Consider the following 17,327-nt stretch of genomic DNA (forward strand, 5'->3'; position numbering starts at 1 on the left):
TCAAGCAGGCAAGTGATTCTACTTTTGGGTTGTCTACTTGACGGGGAAGCTTACGACATCATGACCATCTCCTGGACGATGGTGATGGACTTCACCCCGCGCTTCGCCATCACCACCGGGGAATGGAATTACTCGTACCGGGCGCTGGAGAACACCCGCGAGTGCGTGATCGCGATCCCCACTGTGGACATGCTGGATACGGTGGTGGGTATTGGCACCTGCTCGGGGGAGGACACCGACAAGTTCGCGCGCTTCGGGCTGACGCCGGTGCCGGCCAGGGAGGTTGGCGCACCGCTCATCGGGGAGTGCATCGCCAACATCGCGTGCAAGGTGGTCGATATCGTCGAACGGCACAACATCGTGGTGCTGGATGCCGTGGCCGCCTGGGTCGATCACGCGCGCAAGGAGCGGCGCACCCTGCATGCGGTGGGCGACGGGACCTTCATCGCCGATGGCCGCAGGTATGACCGCCGTAAGATGATGGCGTCGAAGCTGCCGCCCGGGGTCTAGTGCGAGAGGGCGGTGCCTGAAGCGGTTGGCGGCCCCGATCGCCCCGGGGCTCCGCTCGCCGTGAGAAACACGCCAGGCCGTCTGGCCTGACGCTTTGTTACAGCGCCTCGGTTGCCGTCTTCAGCCCTTCGCCCCGTAATCCAGGACTTCCGCGATCCGCTCGGCCGTCTCCCGGTCGATCCCTTCCACCTGTGCGAGTGCATCGGCATCCGCGTCCAGGACCTGGCGGGCGCTGCCGAAGTGCTTGAGCAGGACCTTGGCGCGGTCGGGGTCGATGTTGGGGAGGCTGGCGAGCAGGTAGAGCTGGGCATCCAGGCGGATGGTGGGCTTGCCGGCGCGTTCGCCGGTCTCCGGCCCCTGCAGGGCGGCGAGGCCGAGCAGGTAGACCAGCATGCCGCTGTTGTCGGCATCGGGGCTCGGCAGGATGGACACGCCGTGGTCGATGACCATCATGGACAGGGCGCGGTGCACGTCCAGGGCCTGCTGGTGGAAGCGGGCGGTGTAGAGGTCGCCCTCCACGATGTACACCACGCGTTCGTGCTGGCTGCGGAGCTTGGCCACCTTGGCCCAGAGGCTCTTGTCCACCACGCTCAGGATGAGGTCGGTGGCGGACTTGCGCTCGACGATCACATCACCGGGCAGCAGGTAGTCGCCCAGGTCCATCTCGACGAATTCCAGGCTGACGCCCTCCAGGCCCTCCAGGCGCTGGATGATCTTGCCCTTCTCGCGGGTATCGACCCGGATGTGCAGTTGCGGGGTGTTCATGGTGGCTCCCTGTGTAGTGTCCGTGCCCATGCTGGCACGGACGCGGCCGGGCAAACACCGAGAAAGCGTAGGGTTGGTCGGGGGGCTGGAGCAGGCGACACCGCCGGGCAGGCTGGATACGTCGCGTGCGAGACGTTCGGCTGATGGATTGCGTCGTCGCGTGTTAGTGGCGAGAGACGGCCGTTATGCCGCGTCGAATTCGATGGGCTCGATGTCGTCGAGGCGCACGTGCTGGCGTGCTATCCACAGGTCGTAGCGGTCCTGCATTTCCAGCCAGCTCTCGGGCGAGCGGCCCAGCGCCCTGGACAGGCGCAGGGCCATTTCCGGACTGATGCCACTGCTGCCCTTGAGCACGCGCGTGAGCGTGGAGGCGGAGATGCCGAGCCGCTGCGCAAGCTGGCGCGCGCTCAGGCCGAACGGTTCGAGATAGACCTCGCGGATGAATTCGCCGGGATGCGGCGGGTTGTGCATGACCATCAGTGATAATCCTCGTAGTCCAGCAAGTAGGCGTTACCGTCACGAAATTCGAAGGTGAGGCGCCAGTTGCCATTTACCCGGACAGACCAGCGATGACCGGCCCGGCCGTGCAGGCGATGGAGCCGGAAACCGGGTACATCCATGTCATCGATCGTCTGCGCCGTATCCAGCGCGGCGAGCAGCATGCGCAGACGCCGGGCATGCACGGGCTGTATGCCGTGCCGTGCTGCCGGTCAGGTAGAACCGATGCAATCCCTTGTGGCGGAACGACTTGATCATGGGCGGAGTATAGCGTGTTGCGCACCACGCAACAACCGGGGATCAATGACCAGAACCGTCGTTGATAACGTCTCATACCCAGGCGGCAGGGCGTCGTGAATTCAGCACTGAGGCGTAAGGCCTTGTCAGCCAGGATTTGATGTGCCGCCGCGAGTACACCGTCTTCACTCGACGATCTGCACCTGGGTCTATGCGGCACGACTGGCTGGAGACGTGAAAATGCCGGGCGGTGCCGGCCCTGGGGGGTGGATGGTATATAGTAGTGGCCCAAGACCATCCGACCCCATCAGGGAGCCGCCATGAGTGATCTGTATGCCGCCCATCCGGTGATGTTCAAGAACAACCCGCTCGGTTTTATCGTCTCGCTGATCCTGGTGCCGGTGGGCATCGGCATCCTGATCCTGCTGGTGTGGCACCTGAAGAACAAGTCGACCAGGCTGACGGTGACGGAGTCCGAGATCCTGTTCGAGAAGGGCCTGCTGAGCAAGGATCGCTCGGAGGTGAGCGTGGGCAGTGTGCGCACGATACGCGTGAAGCAGTCGTTCTTCGACCGCATCTTCGGCGTGGGCCGGGTGGAGATCTTCACGGCCGGCGACAGCCCGGAGATCGTGGCCAACGGCCTGCCGGACCCGAACCGGGTGCGGGAGCTGATCAAGCTGCGGCAGAACCGCGAGGCCTGAGCATGGTGGGCGAAGAGGACCGCAAGGACCGGAACGAGTCGCGGCGCATCGCCATCGCGCTGATCGCCCTGGTGGTGATCGTCGGCGTGGCCATGCTGCTGATGCTGCCGGCACTGTCGGAGATCGCGGCGGTGCATTTCTCACCGGGCCTGGGGCTGAAGGAGTCGGCCGTGATCTCCTTCTTCGTCACGGCCATCCTGCTGATCGTGTTCGCCGTGGCCTCGGGCGATGGCCTGCTGGGCGAGCTGCAGTTCATCCTCGGCGGGTTCTTCCTGTTCTTCGTCATCATCTGGCTGCTGCTGGCCTGGATCTTCTGAACACGTTCCAACACCCCCTATGAACTGGACACTGCTCTTCCTCGCCGGCCTGTTCGAGGTCGGCTGGGCCATCGGCCTGAAATACACCGAGGGCTTCACGCGGCTGTGGCCGTCGGTGTGGACGGTGCTGGCGATGATAGCGAGCTTCTGGCTGCTGGCCCTGGCCATGAAGCAGCTGCCGGTGGGGACGGCCTATGCCGTCTGGGTGGGCGTGGGTGCGGTGGGCACCGTGATTCTCGGTATCGTGCTGTTCAACGAGCCGTTGAATACCGGGCGGATGATCAGCATCGGGCTGATCGTGGCGGGCATCGTCGGCCTGAAGCTCGCGAGCCATGGATGAAGTCGCAAGTTACAAGTTGCAAGTCGGGCGTATGACGAGGAGATAGGCAGTGAGTGAGCTACCCAGGTGTCCACGATGTGGATCGGAATATACCTATGAAGATGGGGCCATGTACGTGTGTCCGGAATGCGGGCACGAGTGGTCTCGTGATGCGGCGGGTGAGGCGAGCGAGGACGTACGCGTGGTGCGTGATGCGAACGGCAACGCGCTGGCAGATGGCGATACCGTCACGGTGATCAAGGACCTGAAGGTGAAGGGCTCCTCGCTGGTGGTGAAGGTCGGGACCAAGGTGAAGAACATCCGCCTGGTCGAGGGCGACCACGACATCGATTGCCGGATCGACGGCATCGGTGCCATGCAGCTCAAGTCGGCGTTCGTCAGGAAGGCCTAGTCGGCAGGCGGTGTTCCTTTCGGCAAGCCGGCGTGGCGTAAAGTCGCTGGCTTGTCTATAGAAGACACTACCAGTGGTTACGTGAGGCAAGGACAGGGTCATGGATACGACTTCGATGGAAAAACTGCTCGCCCCCGGCTGGGTGGAGGCGGCGGGGCATCGTCGCTGGTGGCTGGCCGCCGTGGTCGTGGTGTTGCTGCTGGCGGCGGCCGGTCTGGTCTACGCAACGGGGGGCACCCGTTACGCCTATCTCCACCTGATGTATGTGCCGATCATTCTCGCAGCCGTCGTCTTCGGCGTGCGGGGCGGGATACTCGCCGGCCTGGTGGCCGGTTTGCTCGTCGGCCCCTTCATGCCGATACACGTGGAGAGCGGGCTGCAGCAGTCGCTGGTGAACTGGCTCTCGCGCATGGCGGCGTTTGTCGGTATCGGCGCCTTCGCCGGCTGGCTTGCGGGGCGCCTGCTGCGCGAGGTGCGTCGCCTGCGCTGGGCGATGACGCATGACATGGACACGGGGCTCGCCAATCGGCGGGCGCTGTCGCAGGACCTGCGGCCGCTGCTGGTAAGCGAGGCCGACGGCCAGGGCGTGTACCTGATGGTGCTGCGCCTGGAGAATCTCACCGAGATCCTGAACACCCTGGGTTATCCGGTCGGCAACAGCCTGTTGCGCAACGTGGCGCAACGACTGCGGGACAGCCTGCCCCAGGTGACACGCGTCTACCACGTCAGCGGCAACCGCCTGGCGGCACTGATCCCGGTGGAGGGCGACACCTCGCATCCGGGGGTGCTGGCCGAGCAGGTGCTGCGTGCCATGCGTACCTCGTTTCCGGCCGGCGGCCTCAACGTGCATGCGGCCGTGAGCGTGGGCATGGCGCACCTGCACGATGCGGAGGGCGATCCGGATGCGCTCATCCGCCGCGCCGATATCGCCCTGTATTCCGGGCAGCACCGGGGCATGCGCTATGCGCTCTATGACATCCACACCGACCGCACCAGCCGCGCGAATCTCGCCCTGATGGGTGAGCTGCTGGGGGCCATACGCGACAATCACCTGCAGCTCCATTACCAGCCAAAGCTCAACCTGCGGACGGGTGAGATCGACGGGGTGGAGGCACTGGTGCGCTGGCGTCACCCCTCGCGCGGGATGGTGCCGCCGGGCGATTTCATCGGCAACGTGGAGAACACCGATCTGATCTCGCCGCTGTCGCGCTGGGTGGTGGAGGAGGCGATTGCGCAACAGGCCCGCTGGCAGGCGGCGGGGTTCTGCCTCGACATGGCGGTGAATGTCTCGGTGAAGAACCTGCACAACGAGTGGCTGCTCGGGGTGATCGATGAGACCCTGAAGGCGCATGGGCTGGCACCCGACACCCTGCAGCTGGAGGTGACGGAATCGGCGATCATGGAGGATGCCGACACCGTGATCGACTGCCTGCGCGGCGTACGCAGCCGGGGCATGGGTCTGTCCATCGACGACTTCGGTACGGGTTATTCCTCGCTGTCCTATCTGCACGAGATCCCGGCGGACACCGTGAAGATCGATCGTTCCTTCGTCTCGCGCATGCTGGAGAACCGCCGCATCGGCCGTATCGTCGAGTCGACGATTGCGCTGTCGCACTATCTCAACATGCAGGTGGTGGCCGAGGGCGTGGAGAGCCAGGCGGAGCTGGATGCCCTGGCCGCGCACGGCTGTGATACGGCCCAGGGGTTCTTCGTGGCGCGGCCGATGGAGGCCCGGGCGTTGGAACAGTGGCTCCAGGCGGCCGCCTGGCCCAGGCCCGCCAACCTGGCACGGGTGCAACAGGTGTGGACACCGCGCGTCGAGTCCTGAGTCTGTTGCCGGGTCACGCCGGTCGGAGATGAAAAAGGCCCGCGCATTGCGCGGGCCTTTTTATGCCGGTTACCCCGGTATGTACGCCAGCCTCAGTCGTCCAGCGTCATCAGCGGGTAGACGCCGTTCTCGTCGTGCGTCTCGGGGCCCACCACCGGCGGGTTGAAGACGCAGATCATGCGCATGTCCTTGCGCGCACGCAGGTAGTGGCGCTCGTGGCCATTCAGCGCGTACAGGGTGCCGTCGCTGATCTGGGTGGTGACGCCGTTGTCGAGGTCCTCGATCTCGCCTTCACCCGCCACGCAGTACACGGCCTCGAGGTGGTTGGCGTAGTGGATGTAGGTCTCGGTGCCGGCACGGATGATGGTGTCGTGCATGGAGAAGCCCATGCCGTCGCCGGCCAGCAGCAGACGACGGCTGACCCAGTTGCCGTTCTCGGCCTCGACGTCGCGGTCGGTACCAATGATCTCGTTCAGGCGTCGAATGATCACGCAGCCTCCTTGTCGAATTTGTCCACGGTGGCCTTCACGGCCTCTTCCAGCAGTTTCAGGCCCTCGGTGAGTTCCTGCTCGCTGATGGTGAGCGGAGCGAGGAACTTGAGCACGTGGTCGCTGGCACCAGCGGTCTCGGCCAGCAGGCCGCGCAGGAAGCCCTGGTGCGAGACCTCGCTGCAGAAGCCCTCCACCTGGGATTCCAGGCCCCAGATCATGCCGAGCCCGCGGGCGTCGCAGATGTACTTGGGGTACTTCGCCTGCAGGGCCCTGAAGGCCTCGCCGACGCGCTCGCCCTTGGCGCGGATCTCCTTGCTGAAGTCGTCGGTCTTCCAGCGTTCGAGCGCGGTGGCGCCGGCGATGAAGGCCAGGCTATTGCCGCGGAAGGTGCCGGTGTGCTCGCCCGGTTCCCACTGGTCGATCTCGGGGCGCATCAGCACGATGGACATGGGCAGGCCGGTACCGATGGACTTCGACAGCGTGATGATGTCCGGCTTGATGCCGGCGCGTTCGAAGCTGAAGAAGTCGCCGGTGCGGCCATTGCCCACCTGGATGTCGTCGATGATGAGCAGGATGTCCTTCTCCTGGCAGAGCTGCGAGAGCTTCTGCAGCCACTTCACGCTGGCGATGTTGATGCCGCCCTCGCCCTGGATGGTCTCGACGATGACCGCCGCCGGCAGGTCGAAGCCGGAGCTGCCGTCCTCCAGGTAGTGACGCATCATGTCCACGCTGTCCATGTCGTGGTCGAAGTAGTTGTCGTAGGGCAGCTTGTTGACGTTGAGCGGCACGCCGTAATAGTTGTCGTGATAGAACTCGTTGCCGGTCACCGCCAGTGCGCCCAGGGTGTGGCCATGATAGGCGTTGGTGAAGGCGATGACGTTGGAGCGCTCCTTCACCTTGCGCGCGAGCTTGAGCGCGGTTTCCACCGCGTTGGTGCCGGTGGGGCCGACAAACTGGATCTTGTACTCCATGTCGCGCGGCTTGAGGATGGTCTCCTGGAAGGCGACGATGAAGTCGTGCTTGGCCTTGGTGGCCTTGTCCAGCGCGTTGGTGATGCCGTCGTTCTGGATGTACTCGATCAGCGCGGCCTTCACCGCCGGGTCGTTATGCCCGTAGTTGAGCGAACCGGCGCCACCGAAGAAGTCGATGTAGGCCTTGCCCTTGTCGTCCATGATGGTGGCGTTGGTCGCGGTGGTGAAGATGGTCGGGAACGAGCGGATGTAACCGCGCACGTTCGACTCGTATTGTTCGAAAATTCCGATGTCCATGGTGGTCTCCCGGTCTTTATTTCAAATTCATCGAATACAGTAGTTCGGGTTCGTGCGAGGCGCCCAGGTGGTCCTCGGTGAGGTAGGGCTGCGTCTCGAGCGTGGTACCGAGGCGTTCGGCCCAGCGCTGGAACAGGGCCTGCGAGGCCTTGTTCGAGGGCGAGATCGTGAGCTCGATGCGCCGGATCTCGCTGAAGAAGGGGCGTTGCTCGTATGCCTGCAGCATGGCCGAGGCCACACCCTGCCCGCGCGCGCTGGCGTCCACGCCGATCTGCCAGACGAACAGGGTGTCGGGCCGGGCAGGCAGGCGGTAGGCGGAGACGAAGCCGATGAGCTGGCCGTCGCGTTCGGCGACCACGCAGGTATCGCGGAAGTGGTCGGCCAGCAGGAAGTAGAGATAGGCCGAGTTGAGGTCCAGGGTCTTGCTGTCCCGGATGAGCTGATGGATCGACTTGCCGTCCTCTTTGGACGGCGGTCTGTAGGTGATGGTCATGTCGGATGATCTCGTCAGCCGTCGACAGGGGGTGTCCCTGCAAATCCCATTATGAATCAGGCGGCAAGCGCCGGATTGATAGTGGGATTTCGCCCTCGGCTGGAGAGTAGCCCTCCTTTACGGTTTCAGGAAAGCACCAAAGTATACCACAGCCGGCCGGGGGCGGCCAACGTAACCTGCTGATCAATAAGGAAAACTGGCCGTGAGAGGTGGCGCAACCCCGCATGCGGCAAGGCTTTGCGGGGTGTTTCGGGGTATGGCGGCGGAGGCGGTGCTCAGTTGTCCGCGAGCCGGACGTCGGCCTGGCCGGTGTCGCGGTCGATGCAGAGCAGCACCTCGCAGTACTCGGTGTTCTCGTCCGTCGGCGTGGGGTCGTCGGCACAGGCGCAGCCGGCGGTGATGCTGGTGTAGAACAGGCCCGCCCGCACGACGATGGCCTCGTCGGTCGCCTGCGTGCCGATGATCATCGCGCCGAGCCTGTCGTCGCGCGCGGCGTTGCCCGTGCGCAGGCCCTGTTGCAGGGGGAGTTCGTCCAGGCCGAGCCCCTCCAGGGCCTGCTTCAGCCGGGTGCCGAAGTCCGGGGTGCCATAGGCCGCCAGGGCGTGCGAGAGGTCGATCATCGGTGGTCTGCTGCCGGGGTCATGCCGGCAAGACTGGTGCGGCCGGGTACGACTGTCAATCCTGCGCCCATTCGCTGCTCAGCGCGGCACTGCTCTCGAGGAACTTCAGCAGGTCCTCCATCGGCATGGGGCGGGCGAAGTAATAGCCCTGGTACAGGTCGCAGCCCTGGCTGGCGAGAAAGTCCAGCTGCGGGCGGGTCTCGATGCCTTCGGCCACCACGGTCAGACCCAGGTGATGCGCCATGTTGATGATGCTCACGGTGATGGCGGCATCGTCCGGGTCGTTGTTGATCTCCTGGACGAAGGAGCGGTCGATCTTGATCTTGCCGATCGGCAGTGACTTCAGGTAGCTGAGGCTGGAGAAGCCGGTGCCGAAGTCGTCGATGGCAACGCTCACACCCATCTCCCTGAGTTCGGTGAGGATGCGGATGGCGTGCTGGGCATCGTCCATCAGGATGCCTTCGGTGAGCTCCATTTCCAGGCGTTGTGCCGCGAGGCCGGTTTCCTTCAGGGTGCGACGCACGATGTCGAGGAAATTCGGGCGATGGAACTGCATGGGCGAGAGGTTGACCGCCATCTGGTAGTCGCCGCGCTGGTTGAGCATGGCGGCATCGATGCAGGCCTGGCGCAGGATCCAGTTGCTCAGCGGGATGATCTGGCCGGTGTGCTCGGCCAGCGGGATGAACTCCGCCGGCGACATGTAGCCATGCGTCGGATGCTGCCAGCGAACCAGGGCCTCGAAGCCGTGCAGGCGGCCATCGCCACGGCGCACGATCGGCTGGTAGTGCATCTCGAAGCGCTGACGGTCGATGGCGTCCTGCAGCTCGTTGCGCAGGGAGACGCGACGGCTGAGCCGGGCGTTGATGTCGTCCGTATACCACTGATGCTGGTTATGGCCGAGCTGCTTGGCCTTGTACATGGCCATGTCGGCCTGCTGGATGAGGATGCCCGGGTCCTCCTCGCTGCCGTCGCTGGCGGTGACGCCGATGCTCGCGGTGATGAAGATCTCCTTCTCTCCCGCCCGGTAGGGTTTGGCCAGTGCGTCGAGGATACGCTCGATGACGCTCTCGGTATCGGTGGGCCTTTCCAGGTCGGGCAGCAGGGCCACGAACTCGTCGCCGCCGAAGCGGGCGACGGTGTCGCCGGGACGCAGCACGTCCGAGAGGCGCCGGCCGATCTCGACCAGCAGGCGGTCGCCCACGGCGTGGCCGAGGCTGTCGTTGATGGGCTTGAAGCCGTCCATGTCGATGAACAGCAGGGCGAGGTAATGCCCGCTGCGCGAGGCGAGCTGGCATTGCTGGACCAGCCGGTCCTGGAACAGCGAGCGGTTGGGCAGCCCGGTGAGCACGTCGTGGCTGGCCTGGTAGGCCAGCTGGCTTTCCTGTTCGCGCTGTTCGGAGATGTCGTTCTGCACGCCGATGAAGTGCGTGGTGATGCCCTTGTCATTGCGCACCGGGGAGATGTGCAGGTCGTTCCAGAAGGGCGTGCCGTCCTTGCGGTAGTTGCGCAGCGTGACGTGTACTTCGCTGTGCTTGCGCAGGGCCTTGCGGATACGGTCCACCGATTTGCGCTCGGTGCCTATGCCCTGCAGGAAGCGGCAGTTCCTGCCCAGCGTCTCGGCCGAGCTGTAGCCGGTGATGCGCTCGAAGGCGGGGTTCACGTAGACGATGGGCATGTCGGGCTTGAGGGCATCGACGATCACCACCCCGTTGATGCTGGACTCGACACTGCGGCGCAGGATCTCGAGCTGCTCCTGTTGCTGCTTGCGCTCGGTGATGTCCTTGGCGATGCCGTAGACGCCGACGATGCGATCATCGACGAATATCGGCAGGTTGGTGATATCGAGGATGCGTGGCCGGCCGTCGATGGGCCGGGTGTGCAGCTCGTAGCGCTGGGGCCTGCCCTCGCAGGCCTGCCGGAAGTGTTGCAGCGTGGTCTCGATGTCCTCGCTGCTGACGAGTTTGGCGAAGTGCTGGCCGATGACGTCGGCCTCGGACAGATTCAGCGCGTCGAACAGGGCCTGGTTGGCGCTGGTGAAGTGTCCCTCCAGATCGAAGGAATACACCAGGTCCGGGTTGTGCGCGAACAGCGAGCGATAGCGCTGTTCGCTCGCGGCCAGCTGCTTGCGGTCGCAATGCCGTTCGATGGCCAGGGCGACCAGGGCGCTGGTCTGTTCGATCAGGTAGCGCTCGCGTGCATCGGGCTCACCCGGTTGTTGCCGGTACACGGCGAAGGTGCCGAGCGCCTGGCCCTGGCTGTTGAGCAGGGGATAGGACCAGCAGGCCGCCAGGCCGGCGTCGGCGGCAATCTGCTGGAAGCCCTCCCAGCGCGGGTCGGTGGCGATCTCGGCGCAGATCACGGGCTGGCGTTGCCAGGCGGCGCTGCCGCAGGTGCCCTTGTCGGGCGCCATCGGGATGCGATGCGTGGCCGCCCGGTAGTCGGCCGGCAGGCTGGCGCCGGCGGCCAGGGTCAGGGTCTGCGCCTCGTCCTCGTCCACCAGCATCACGGAACACAGGGTGCCGGGCAGCTGCTGTTCGACCAGCTGGCAGGCGGCCTCCAGGGTCTGCGTGAGCGGCTGGCCCCGCAGCATCATGGCCTGGATGTCCTGGGTGCGGGCCAGGTAGTGCTGGGCGCCCTGCAGGGTGCGCTGGCGGTCGAGGGCCAGGCGGCTGACCTGGGTGGACATGATGAGCAGGAAGCTGAACATGAAGCCGATGAAGGCCATCAGCAGGCGCAGGCGCGCGGCCTCCAGCAGCTGTGTCCTGTCCTGCAGGTAGACGAGATGCAGGAGCCGGGGCCCGGCTGCCAGCGTCATCTCGCGCGAGGTGATCAGGAGCTGGCCCGCGTCGTCATCGACGGGGCTGGCCGACAACGGCTGGTCATCGGCCAGGGTCTCTACCCGGAAGGGCGCGGCCTCCAGCAGGTTGCGCGAGGCGAGCAGGGTGCTGATGTCGAAGACGCCGAGCAGGATGGCATCGTCGCTGCCGGGGATCTCCAGCGGCACGCGTATGAGGGCGACCACGGACGGGGCGACGTCCGCCAGGGCCGGCGGAACATACAGTTCGTGGCCATCGGCGGGGGTGGTCAGCCAGTCCTGGATGGCCGGTTGTTGCAGCAGCAGCGCCGGGGTGACCGGGTTGTCCTCCCGCGTGCGCTGCCAGGCGATCTGTCCCTGCCTTTCGAGCAGGGCGAGGGCCTCGATACTGTCGATGTCGCGCAGATAGGTCTCGACATCGCGCGTGCGCTGTTCCCCGTTGATGCCCTGCACCGCCCAGCGGTCGGCCATGCGCTGCAGCAACAGCAGGTGCTGGATGATCAGCTCCTCGGTATGCGCAGCGATGTTGGCCGCAAGCTGCGTGCCCTGTTCGCGCAGTTCGGCGTTGTGCTGCGCGCTCAGCTGGAACCAGAGTAGCGAGGTGAGCAGCACGCCCAGCACACCCACCCCCATGGCCCCGGTCTGTAGCCGGCTGCGGGCGGCGCCGTCGCGGGTACGGATCAGCGCGATGGCCAGGCCGGTAGCGGCCGTGAAGAGGCTGGCCATGGTGGCGGCCGGCGGGTGCAGGGCGAGCCATTGCGAGGTATCGGTCACCCAGTGGCTGGCGAGCAGCAGGCCGCCGACGAGGAACAGTACCCAGCCGACCGTCTGCCAGAGCCTGCGCGTGACGGACCCGCCCAGGCCGAGCAGGAGGAGCGTGCCGATCGAGCCGAAGACGACGGCCATGGGTGCCGAGACCTTCATCAGGCTGGCGCCGCTCCAGGCCGTCGGGTCCACCAGGCAATGGGAGGCGATCAACAGCAGCAGCAGGCCCGCCGTCATGCGCAGCCAGGCATGGCCCTGCTGGGTGGCGATCAGCCCCAGCCCGACCAGCAGGGCCGCCGCGGCCCCGGAGGGCGTGATCACGGCATGCAGCGGCAGCTGCGTGGCGGCCGTGAGGCCGTCGATCAGGCCCAGGGCCCCGAGCGCCACCGTGGCCGCCATCACCACCAGCAGGTAGGACTGGCGCGCGATCTCGCGCAGTTCATGCGGGAGGGTCATGGGCTGCCCTGCGGCAGGTGGCGAAGGCGCGTGGTGTCGGCGTAGCAGGAAGGTCGTGTCATGCGGGTCCGTGTGCGTGATTCTTTAGTATGGGATGCCGTCCGTTTCTGCGCCATTCCCGACTATAGCCCACGGTCTTTGCACTGATGGCCGGTAGCCGGCCCAGTGACGAGAAATGTTAAGCAGCGCATATCTTCCGCATTATGCGGGTCTGTTCCGCGTGCGTTCCTGGGGCTTCCTGCCGTCCGTCTTCAAAAACCCACCTTCCGTCAGTCCGGCCGGTTCGGCGATAAAGACCATAAAAAAATCATGTGTTAATAACCACAAGAATAATAAAGGCATTACGCGATGCCACAACGCCACGCCAACGGAGTCCACTGCATGAAGAAGAACCTGCCCGTCACGGGGGTGGAGTACGTCTTCCCGCCCCACGCGAATATCCTGTCCACCACCGACCTCAAGGGGGCCGTAAGCTATGTCAACGACGACTTCGTCGAGGTCAGCGGCTTCGAGGAGGACGAGTTGCTCGGTCGCAACCACAACATCGTGCGCCACCCGGACATGCCGCCGGCCGCCTTCGCCGATCTGTGGTCGCACATGAAGTCGGGCCGGCCCTGGATGGGTCTGGTGAAGAACCGGCGCAAGAACGGCGATCACTACTGGGTTGATGCCTACGTCACGCCCATCAACGAGGGCGGGGAGGTGGTGGAGTACCAGTCCGTGCGCACTCTGCCCGACCGGCGTCACGTCGAACGGGCCGAGCGGCTCTATGCCCGGCTGATGCAGGGGCGTCCGCCGCGCTGGCTGAAGCGGCGCCCGCTGGGCATGCGCACGAAGTTCCTCGCCTTCGTCGCCGCCGCACTGATGCCGAGCATCGCCGTGGCCGTGGCCTCGCCCCTGCCGTTGCCCGTGGTGCTGGGGGCGGCCGGGCTGTCGCTGGCCGGGGCGGGTCTGATCGCGCATTACCTGATGACGCCGATCTGCCGGGCCATCGCGCAGACGCAGTCCCTGGTGGACAACAAGCTCATGCGCTGGGTGTACAGCGGCCGCCTGGACGAGGTCGGCCAGCTGAGCCTGGCCATCAAGATGATGAACTCGGAGGCCGGCGCCATCGTCGGCCGTATCGGCGATTCGGCGCGGGTGCTGGGCGAGGCGGTGGACGGCCTGGAGAAGGACGTGGCCCTGACCCGTGACGGCGTGCGCCAGCAGGACGAGCAGACCCAGCAGGTGGCGGCGGCCATGAACGAGATGGTGGCGAGTATCCAGGAGGTGACGCGCAACGCCTGCGAGGCGGCGGGTGCGGCCGACGAGGCCAGCCAGCGAGCGGATGCCGGGCGTGACGTGGTGGAGGCCACCATCGCGGAGATCCGTCACCTGGCCGACGACGTCGAGCAGGCGGCCAATGCCATGCAGGGGCTGGCCCGCGAGAGCGAGAACATCGGCGGAATCCTCGACGTGATCCGCGGGATCGCCGAGCAGACCAACCTGCTGGCGCTGAACGCCGCCATCGAGGCGGCCCGTGCCGGCGAGCAGGGTCGCGGCTTTGCCGTGGTGGCCGACGAGGTGCGTACCCTGGCCAGTCGCACCCAGGACTCCACCCAGCAGATCCAGGGCATGATCGAGCGCCTGCAGCAGGGCACGGCAGATGCCGTGGCCGTGATGGAGCAGGGTCGCAGCCGTGCCCAGGGAACGGTCGGGCAGGTGGCCGAGGCCGGGGCCGCGCTGGCCGCCATCACCCAGGCCGTGAACCGCATCAACGACATGAACACCCAGATCGCCAGCGCCTCGGAACAGCAGACCGCCGTGGCCGAGGAGATCAATCGCAGCATCACGGCCATCAGCGGGATCGCCCGCAGCACGGCGGACTGCGTGCAGCATACCGCCGCCACGGCAGAGAAACTGGGTGACATGGCCCGGCGCATGCGCCTGCTCACCGAGGGGTTTCGCAAGCAGCGCCAGGGATAGACGGTCAAGTATCGAGCGCCGGCCTGCCGGGCCTCAGCCCGCCAGCATGGCGCGATTGCGGCCCGCGTCCTTGGCCCGGTACAGGGCCCGGTCGGCCCTGCGCAACAGCTCGTCCAGGGTGTCGCCCTCGCGATAGCTCGCCACACCCAGGCTGATCGTAACCTGTTCCACCGGGGCAAAAGTGGTGTCGGCTATCGACCGGCGCAGGGTCTCGGCAAGCTGTAGTGCCCCCGGTTCGTCTGTCTCGGGCAGCAGGATCACGAATTCCTCGCCGCCCCAGCGTCCCGGCAGGTCGCTGTCACGCAGACGTTCGCTGAAGACGTTACCCAGCTGGCGCAGTACGGCATCTCCAATGTCATGGCCATGGGCGTCGTTGATTGCCTTGAAGCCGTCGATGTCGAGCAGGGCCAGGCTAAAGGGCCGACCGTAGCGTTGCGCCCGGCCGATCTCCAGTTCGAGCAGCGACTCGAGCTTGCGACGGTTGTACAGGCCGGTGAGCAGGTCGTGCGTGGCCTGGTGTTCCAGTTCCTGCTCCAGGCGCTGGCGTGCCAGGGCCCCGCCGATCAGGTCGGCGGCCACCTGCAGCAGCTTGATGTCGGCGGCCGGCCAGAGGCGATCCGTTTCGACGGCCGCCAGTACCAGCACGGACTGCAGGCGGCCGTCGCGCAGGATCGGCAATGCCAGGATGGAACCGGTGCCGCCGGCACGCAGGAGATCGCGCTCCAGGGGGCGGATCGTCTCGCTGTCGGTCAGGATCACGGCCTCGCCGCGGTTCAGGGGGGCGAGATAGGGCATGGCCCCTTCGGCGGGCACCCGGAAGTCCGGTGCGCGCGGCGGGATGCCCGGAGCACACCATTGTTCCCGCAGACGCAGGTCGGCTAGGGGGGTCAGCTCGAGCAGCACGCAGCGGCTGGCCTGCATGAAGGCGCCGATGCGCGCCATGGCGCCAGCGATGGCGGTATCCGTCTCCCTGGCCTCGCCGGCCAGGAGTGCAAGGGAGATGCCGCGTACCAGTTCTTCCAGTGCCGTCTGGCGCTGCAGCAGCGTTTCGGTCTGTTTGCGCTCGATGGCCAGGCTGGCCAGATCCACGGCCACACGCAGGCGGTCGAGGTCATCCGGTCCCGGGGTGCGTGGTTCGCGGTGATAGATGGCGAAGGTGCCGAGTACCTGGCCACTGGTCGAGCAGATCGGTTCGGACCAGCAGGCGCGCAGGTTGGCCGCACGGGCCACGTCCTGGTAGCCGGCCCAGTTCGGGTGGCTGAGCACGTCTTCCACCACCACGCGCCGCCCGGTGGCGGCCGCCGCGCCGCAGGAGCCGACGTCCTCGCGCACCGGCAGACCGTCGATGGCTGCTGTGTAGTCCGCCGGCAGGCTGGGGGCGGCACCGTGGTGCAGCTGGGTACCCTGTGGGTCGATCAGCAGGATGGAGCAGATGGATTCCGGGTCCTCGTCCTCGATGGAGCGCACGATGCGTCGCAGCAGGGCCTCGAGCGGCTCGTTGGCCACCAGGGCGGCGAGGATCTCGCTGCGGTGCTGGTCGCGCAGCTTGGCGAGCTTGCGGGCGGTGATGTCGATGGAGCTGGAGACGATGCGGGGCTCGCCGCCGATGGTGACCTGTTGCAGGAAGACGTCTTCCCAGAGCTGCTCCCCGTTGAGGCGGCGCGTGAGCCACTCGAAGCGCTGCGGCCCTTCCTCGCGCGTGCGGGCGAACCAGCGTTCGACGTCGGCCAGGGAGTAGGGCGGGCCGGCCCAGACCGATTCGTCCTCGAAGGCCGCAAGATTGAGTGCGTCGATGTCGGGCATGCCGTAGGTCTGCAGTGCACGCTGGTTGGCCTCCAGCACCCGGGCCGTATACGGGTCGTGCACCATGACGGCCACGGCGGAGTTGTCGAACAGGGCGCGGAACTGGGCGCCGCGTTCGCGCAGCTCCCGGGTGCGCGCCAGCAGGTGCTGCTCCAGGCGTGCCCGCTGGGTCTGCAGTCCGCGCAGATGGGCGCCGAGAAAGAGCAGCATCAGCCCCAGCACCGTGGCCGCCACCAGCGGCAGGAGCCAGCGCGGGGCGACCTCGAACGTCTCGGTATGGGTCCAGCGATGGACGATGCGCGCCAGTTCCTCGGGTGGCAGGGCGGCGATGGCGCGGTCGATCTCGGCGAGCAGGGCGGCCTCTCCCTTGGGCACCGCGGCGACCAGCTGCTGGGCGTACAGCACCTCGATCACGTGGAAGGCGTCCGGTGTGGCTTGGCGGTCGAGCAGGTAGCGGCCCACGGGATAGTCGGCGGCGAAGGCCCTGACCTCGCCGGCCACGGCGGCCGCGACCAGGTCGGCGTTGTTGGGGTAGTCGTGCAACGACAGGTCCGGATACCGGCCCTGCAGGAACTCGCGCTCGTAACTGCCGGCGACCACGCCGACGGCCCCGATGCCCGGATCATCCAGCGTGGTGGGCCCGGTTTCGGTGGCGACGAAGACCACGGCCTCCATGGGCAGCAGCGGTCGCGAAAAATCCAGGAAGGCCGAGCGTTCGGGCGAGGGGAAGAGACCGCCATGCACCATGGCCCGGCCGTCGCGCAGCTGCTCGATGCTCTGTGGCCAGTCGGCCAGGCGGAACTCGACGGGACGCCCCAGCTCCTCGCCCAGCCGGCGCCACAGGTCCACCAGCAGGCCCTGGGGTTCGCCCTGCCGGTCGCGATAGGCCAGCGGGGGCCAGGCGTGGTCCTGGGAGATGACGAGGGGGGCGGGCCCTGGCGGGGCTTCGGCCAGCGCGCCGAGCGGTGCGAGCAGCAGGCCGGGCAGCAGCAGCGGCAGGAGCCGGGAGGCGAGGCGCGTGAGCAGGCGGATCATGCGACCGATTCTACGTCGCGGATGCCGGT

15 protein-coding genes and 1 pseudogene are annotated in these 17,327 nt (G+C 66.3%); 7 read left to right on the forward strand and 9 right to left on the reverse strand.

The annotated features are described in order from the left end of the window. Positions 1-510 (forward strand): flavin reductase family protein (locus HUJ28_11780; GenBank protein ID MBD3620140.1); only part of this gene is annotated, 510 nt, incomplete at its 5' end. Between the two features lie 120 nt (positions 511-630). Here the strand turns inward: HUJ28_11780 and HUJ28_11785 are convergent. The 3 genes and pseudogenes from HUJ28_11785 to HUJ28_11795 form a co-directional block, all read right to left on the reverse strand. After that, the gene (locus HUJ28_11785; GenBank protein ID MBD3620141.1) at positions 631-1,275 is read right to left on the reverse strand and encodes a hypothetical protein; all 645 of its coding nucleotides are present in this window, start codon (positions 1,273-1,275) and stop codon (positions 631-633) included. 183 nt (positions 1,276-1,458) lie between these two features. Then, positions 1,459-1,752 carry a HigA family addiction module antidote protein gene (locus HUJ28_11790; protein MBD3620142.1) on the reverse strand — a complete coding sequence of 98 codons (294 nt, stop codon included), beginning with the start codon at positions 1,750-1,752 and terminating at the stop codon, positions 1,459-1,461. Continuing rightward, positions 1,752-2,031 (reverse strand): annotated as a pseudogene (locus HUJ28_11795) (type II toxin-antitoxin system RelE/ParE family toxin). The gene HUJ28_11790 and the pseudogene HUJ28_11795 overlap by 1 nt, the downstream one beginning before the upstream one ends. A 299-nt stretch (positions 2,032-2,330) precedes the next feature. Here HUJ28_11795 and HUJ28_11800 point away from each other — a divergent pair. The 5 genes from HUJ28_11800 to HUJ28_11820 all read left to right on the forward strand — a co-directional run bounded on the left by HUJ28_11800 (position 2,331) and on the right by HUJ28_11820 (position 5,587). Beyond that, entirely contained in the window at positions 2,331-2,711 is a 381-nt protein-coding gene (locus HUJ28_11800; protein MBD3620143.1) for a PH domain-containing protein, read from the forward strand. A gap of 2 nt (positions 2,712-2,713) precedes the next feature. Continuing rightward, complete coding sequence (locus tag HUJ28_11805) at positions 2,714-3,028, forward strand: hypothetical protein (GenBank protein ID MBD3620144.1); 315 nt, start codon at positions 2,714-2,716, stop codon at positions 3,026-3,028. A gap of 19 nt (positions 3,029-3,047) precedes the next feature. Beyond that, positions 3,048-3,368, forward strand: a complete 321-nt coding sequence (sugE, locus tag HUJ28_11810) for a quaternary ammonium compound efflux SMR transporter SugE (GenBank protein ID MBD3620145.1) — start codon at positions 3,048-3,050, stop codon at positions 3,366-3,368. Between the two features lie 49 nt (positions 3,369-3,417). Then, positions 3,418-3,759 (forward strand): alkylphosphonate utilization protein, encoded by a 342-nt coding sequence (locus HUJ28_11815; protein ID MBD3620146.1) that lies wholly within the window; start codon positions 3,418-3,420, stop codon positions 3,757-3,759. 100 nt (positions 3,760-3,859) lie between these two features. Then, on the forward strand, positions 3,860-5,587 hold the full coding sequence (locus tag HUJ28_11820) for a bifunctional diguanylate cyclase/phosphodiesterase (GenBank protein ID MBD3620147.1): 1,728 nt from the start codon (positions 3,860-3,862) through the stop codon (positions 5,585-5,587). Between the two features lie 92 nt (positions 5,588-5,679). Here HUJ28_11820 and HUJ28_11825 read toward each other — a convergent pair whose 3' ends face one another. The 5 genes from HUJ28_11825 to HUJ28_11845 form a co-directional block, all read right to left on the reverse strand. Continuing rightward, positions 5,680-6,078, reverse strand: coding sequence for an ectoine synthase (locus HUJ28_11825; protein ID MBD3620148.1), 399 nt, complete (start codon positions 6,076-6,078; stop codon positions 5,680-5,682). Next, positions 6,075-7,346 (reverse strand): diaminobutyrate--2-oxoglutarate transaminase, encoded by a 1,272-nt coding sequence (gene ectB, locus HUJ28_11830; GenBank protein ID MBD3620149.1) that lies wholly within the window; start codon positions 7,344-7,346, stop codon positions 6,075-6,077. Before ectB ends, HUJ28_11825 begins: the two co-directional genes overlap by 4 nt. Positions 7,347-7,362: 16 nt before the next feature. Further along, a complete protein-coding gene (gene ectA, locus HUJ28_11835) occupies positions 7,363-7,839 on the reverse strand; it encodes a diaminobutyrate acetyltransferase (GenBank protein ID MBD3620150.1) in 477 nt (158 codons plus the stop codon). 275 nt (positions 7,840-8,114) lie between these two features. After that, entirely contained in the window at positions 8,115-8,459 is a 345-nt protein-coding gene (locus tag HUJ28_11840) for a hypothetical protein (protein ID MBD3620151.1), read from the reverse strand. 55 nt (positions 8,460-8,514) lie between these two features. Then, on the reverse strand, positions 8,515-12,495 hold the full coding sequence (locus HUJ28_11845) for an EAL domain-containing protein (protein MBD3620152.1): 3,981 nt from the start codon (positions 12,493-12,495) through the stop codon (positions 8,515-8,517). Between the two features lie 381 nt (positions 12,496-12,876). On the opposite strand from HUJ28_11845, the gene HUJ28_11850 reads away from it, so the two are divergent. Continuing rightward, positions 12,877-14,460 (forward strand): methyl-accepting chemotaxis protein, encoded by a 1,584-nt coding sequence (locus HUJ28_11850; protein MBD3620153.1) that lies wholly within the window; start codon positions 12,877-12,879, stop codon positions 14,458-14,460. Positions 14,461-14,493: 33 nt separating this feature from the next. Here the strand turns inward: HUJ28_11850 and HUJ28_11855 are convergent, their stop codons facing one another. After that, on the reverse strand, positions 14,494-17,298 hold the full coding sequence (locus tag HUJ28_11855; protein MBD3620154.1) for a diguanylate cyclase: 2,805 nt from the start codon (positions 17,296-17,298) through the stop codon (positions 14,494-14,496). Positions 17,299-17,327 lie beyond the last annotated feature (29 nt).

It is taken from the genome of Chromatiales bacterium, from assembly GCA_014762505.1.
In the GTDB taxonomy this organism is placed as follows: domain Bacteria; phylum Pseudomonadota; class Gammaproteobacteria; order SpSt-1174; family SpSt-1174; genus SpSt-1174.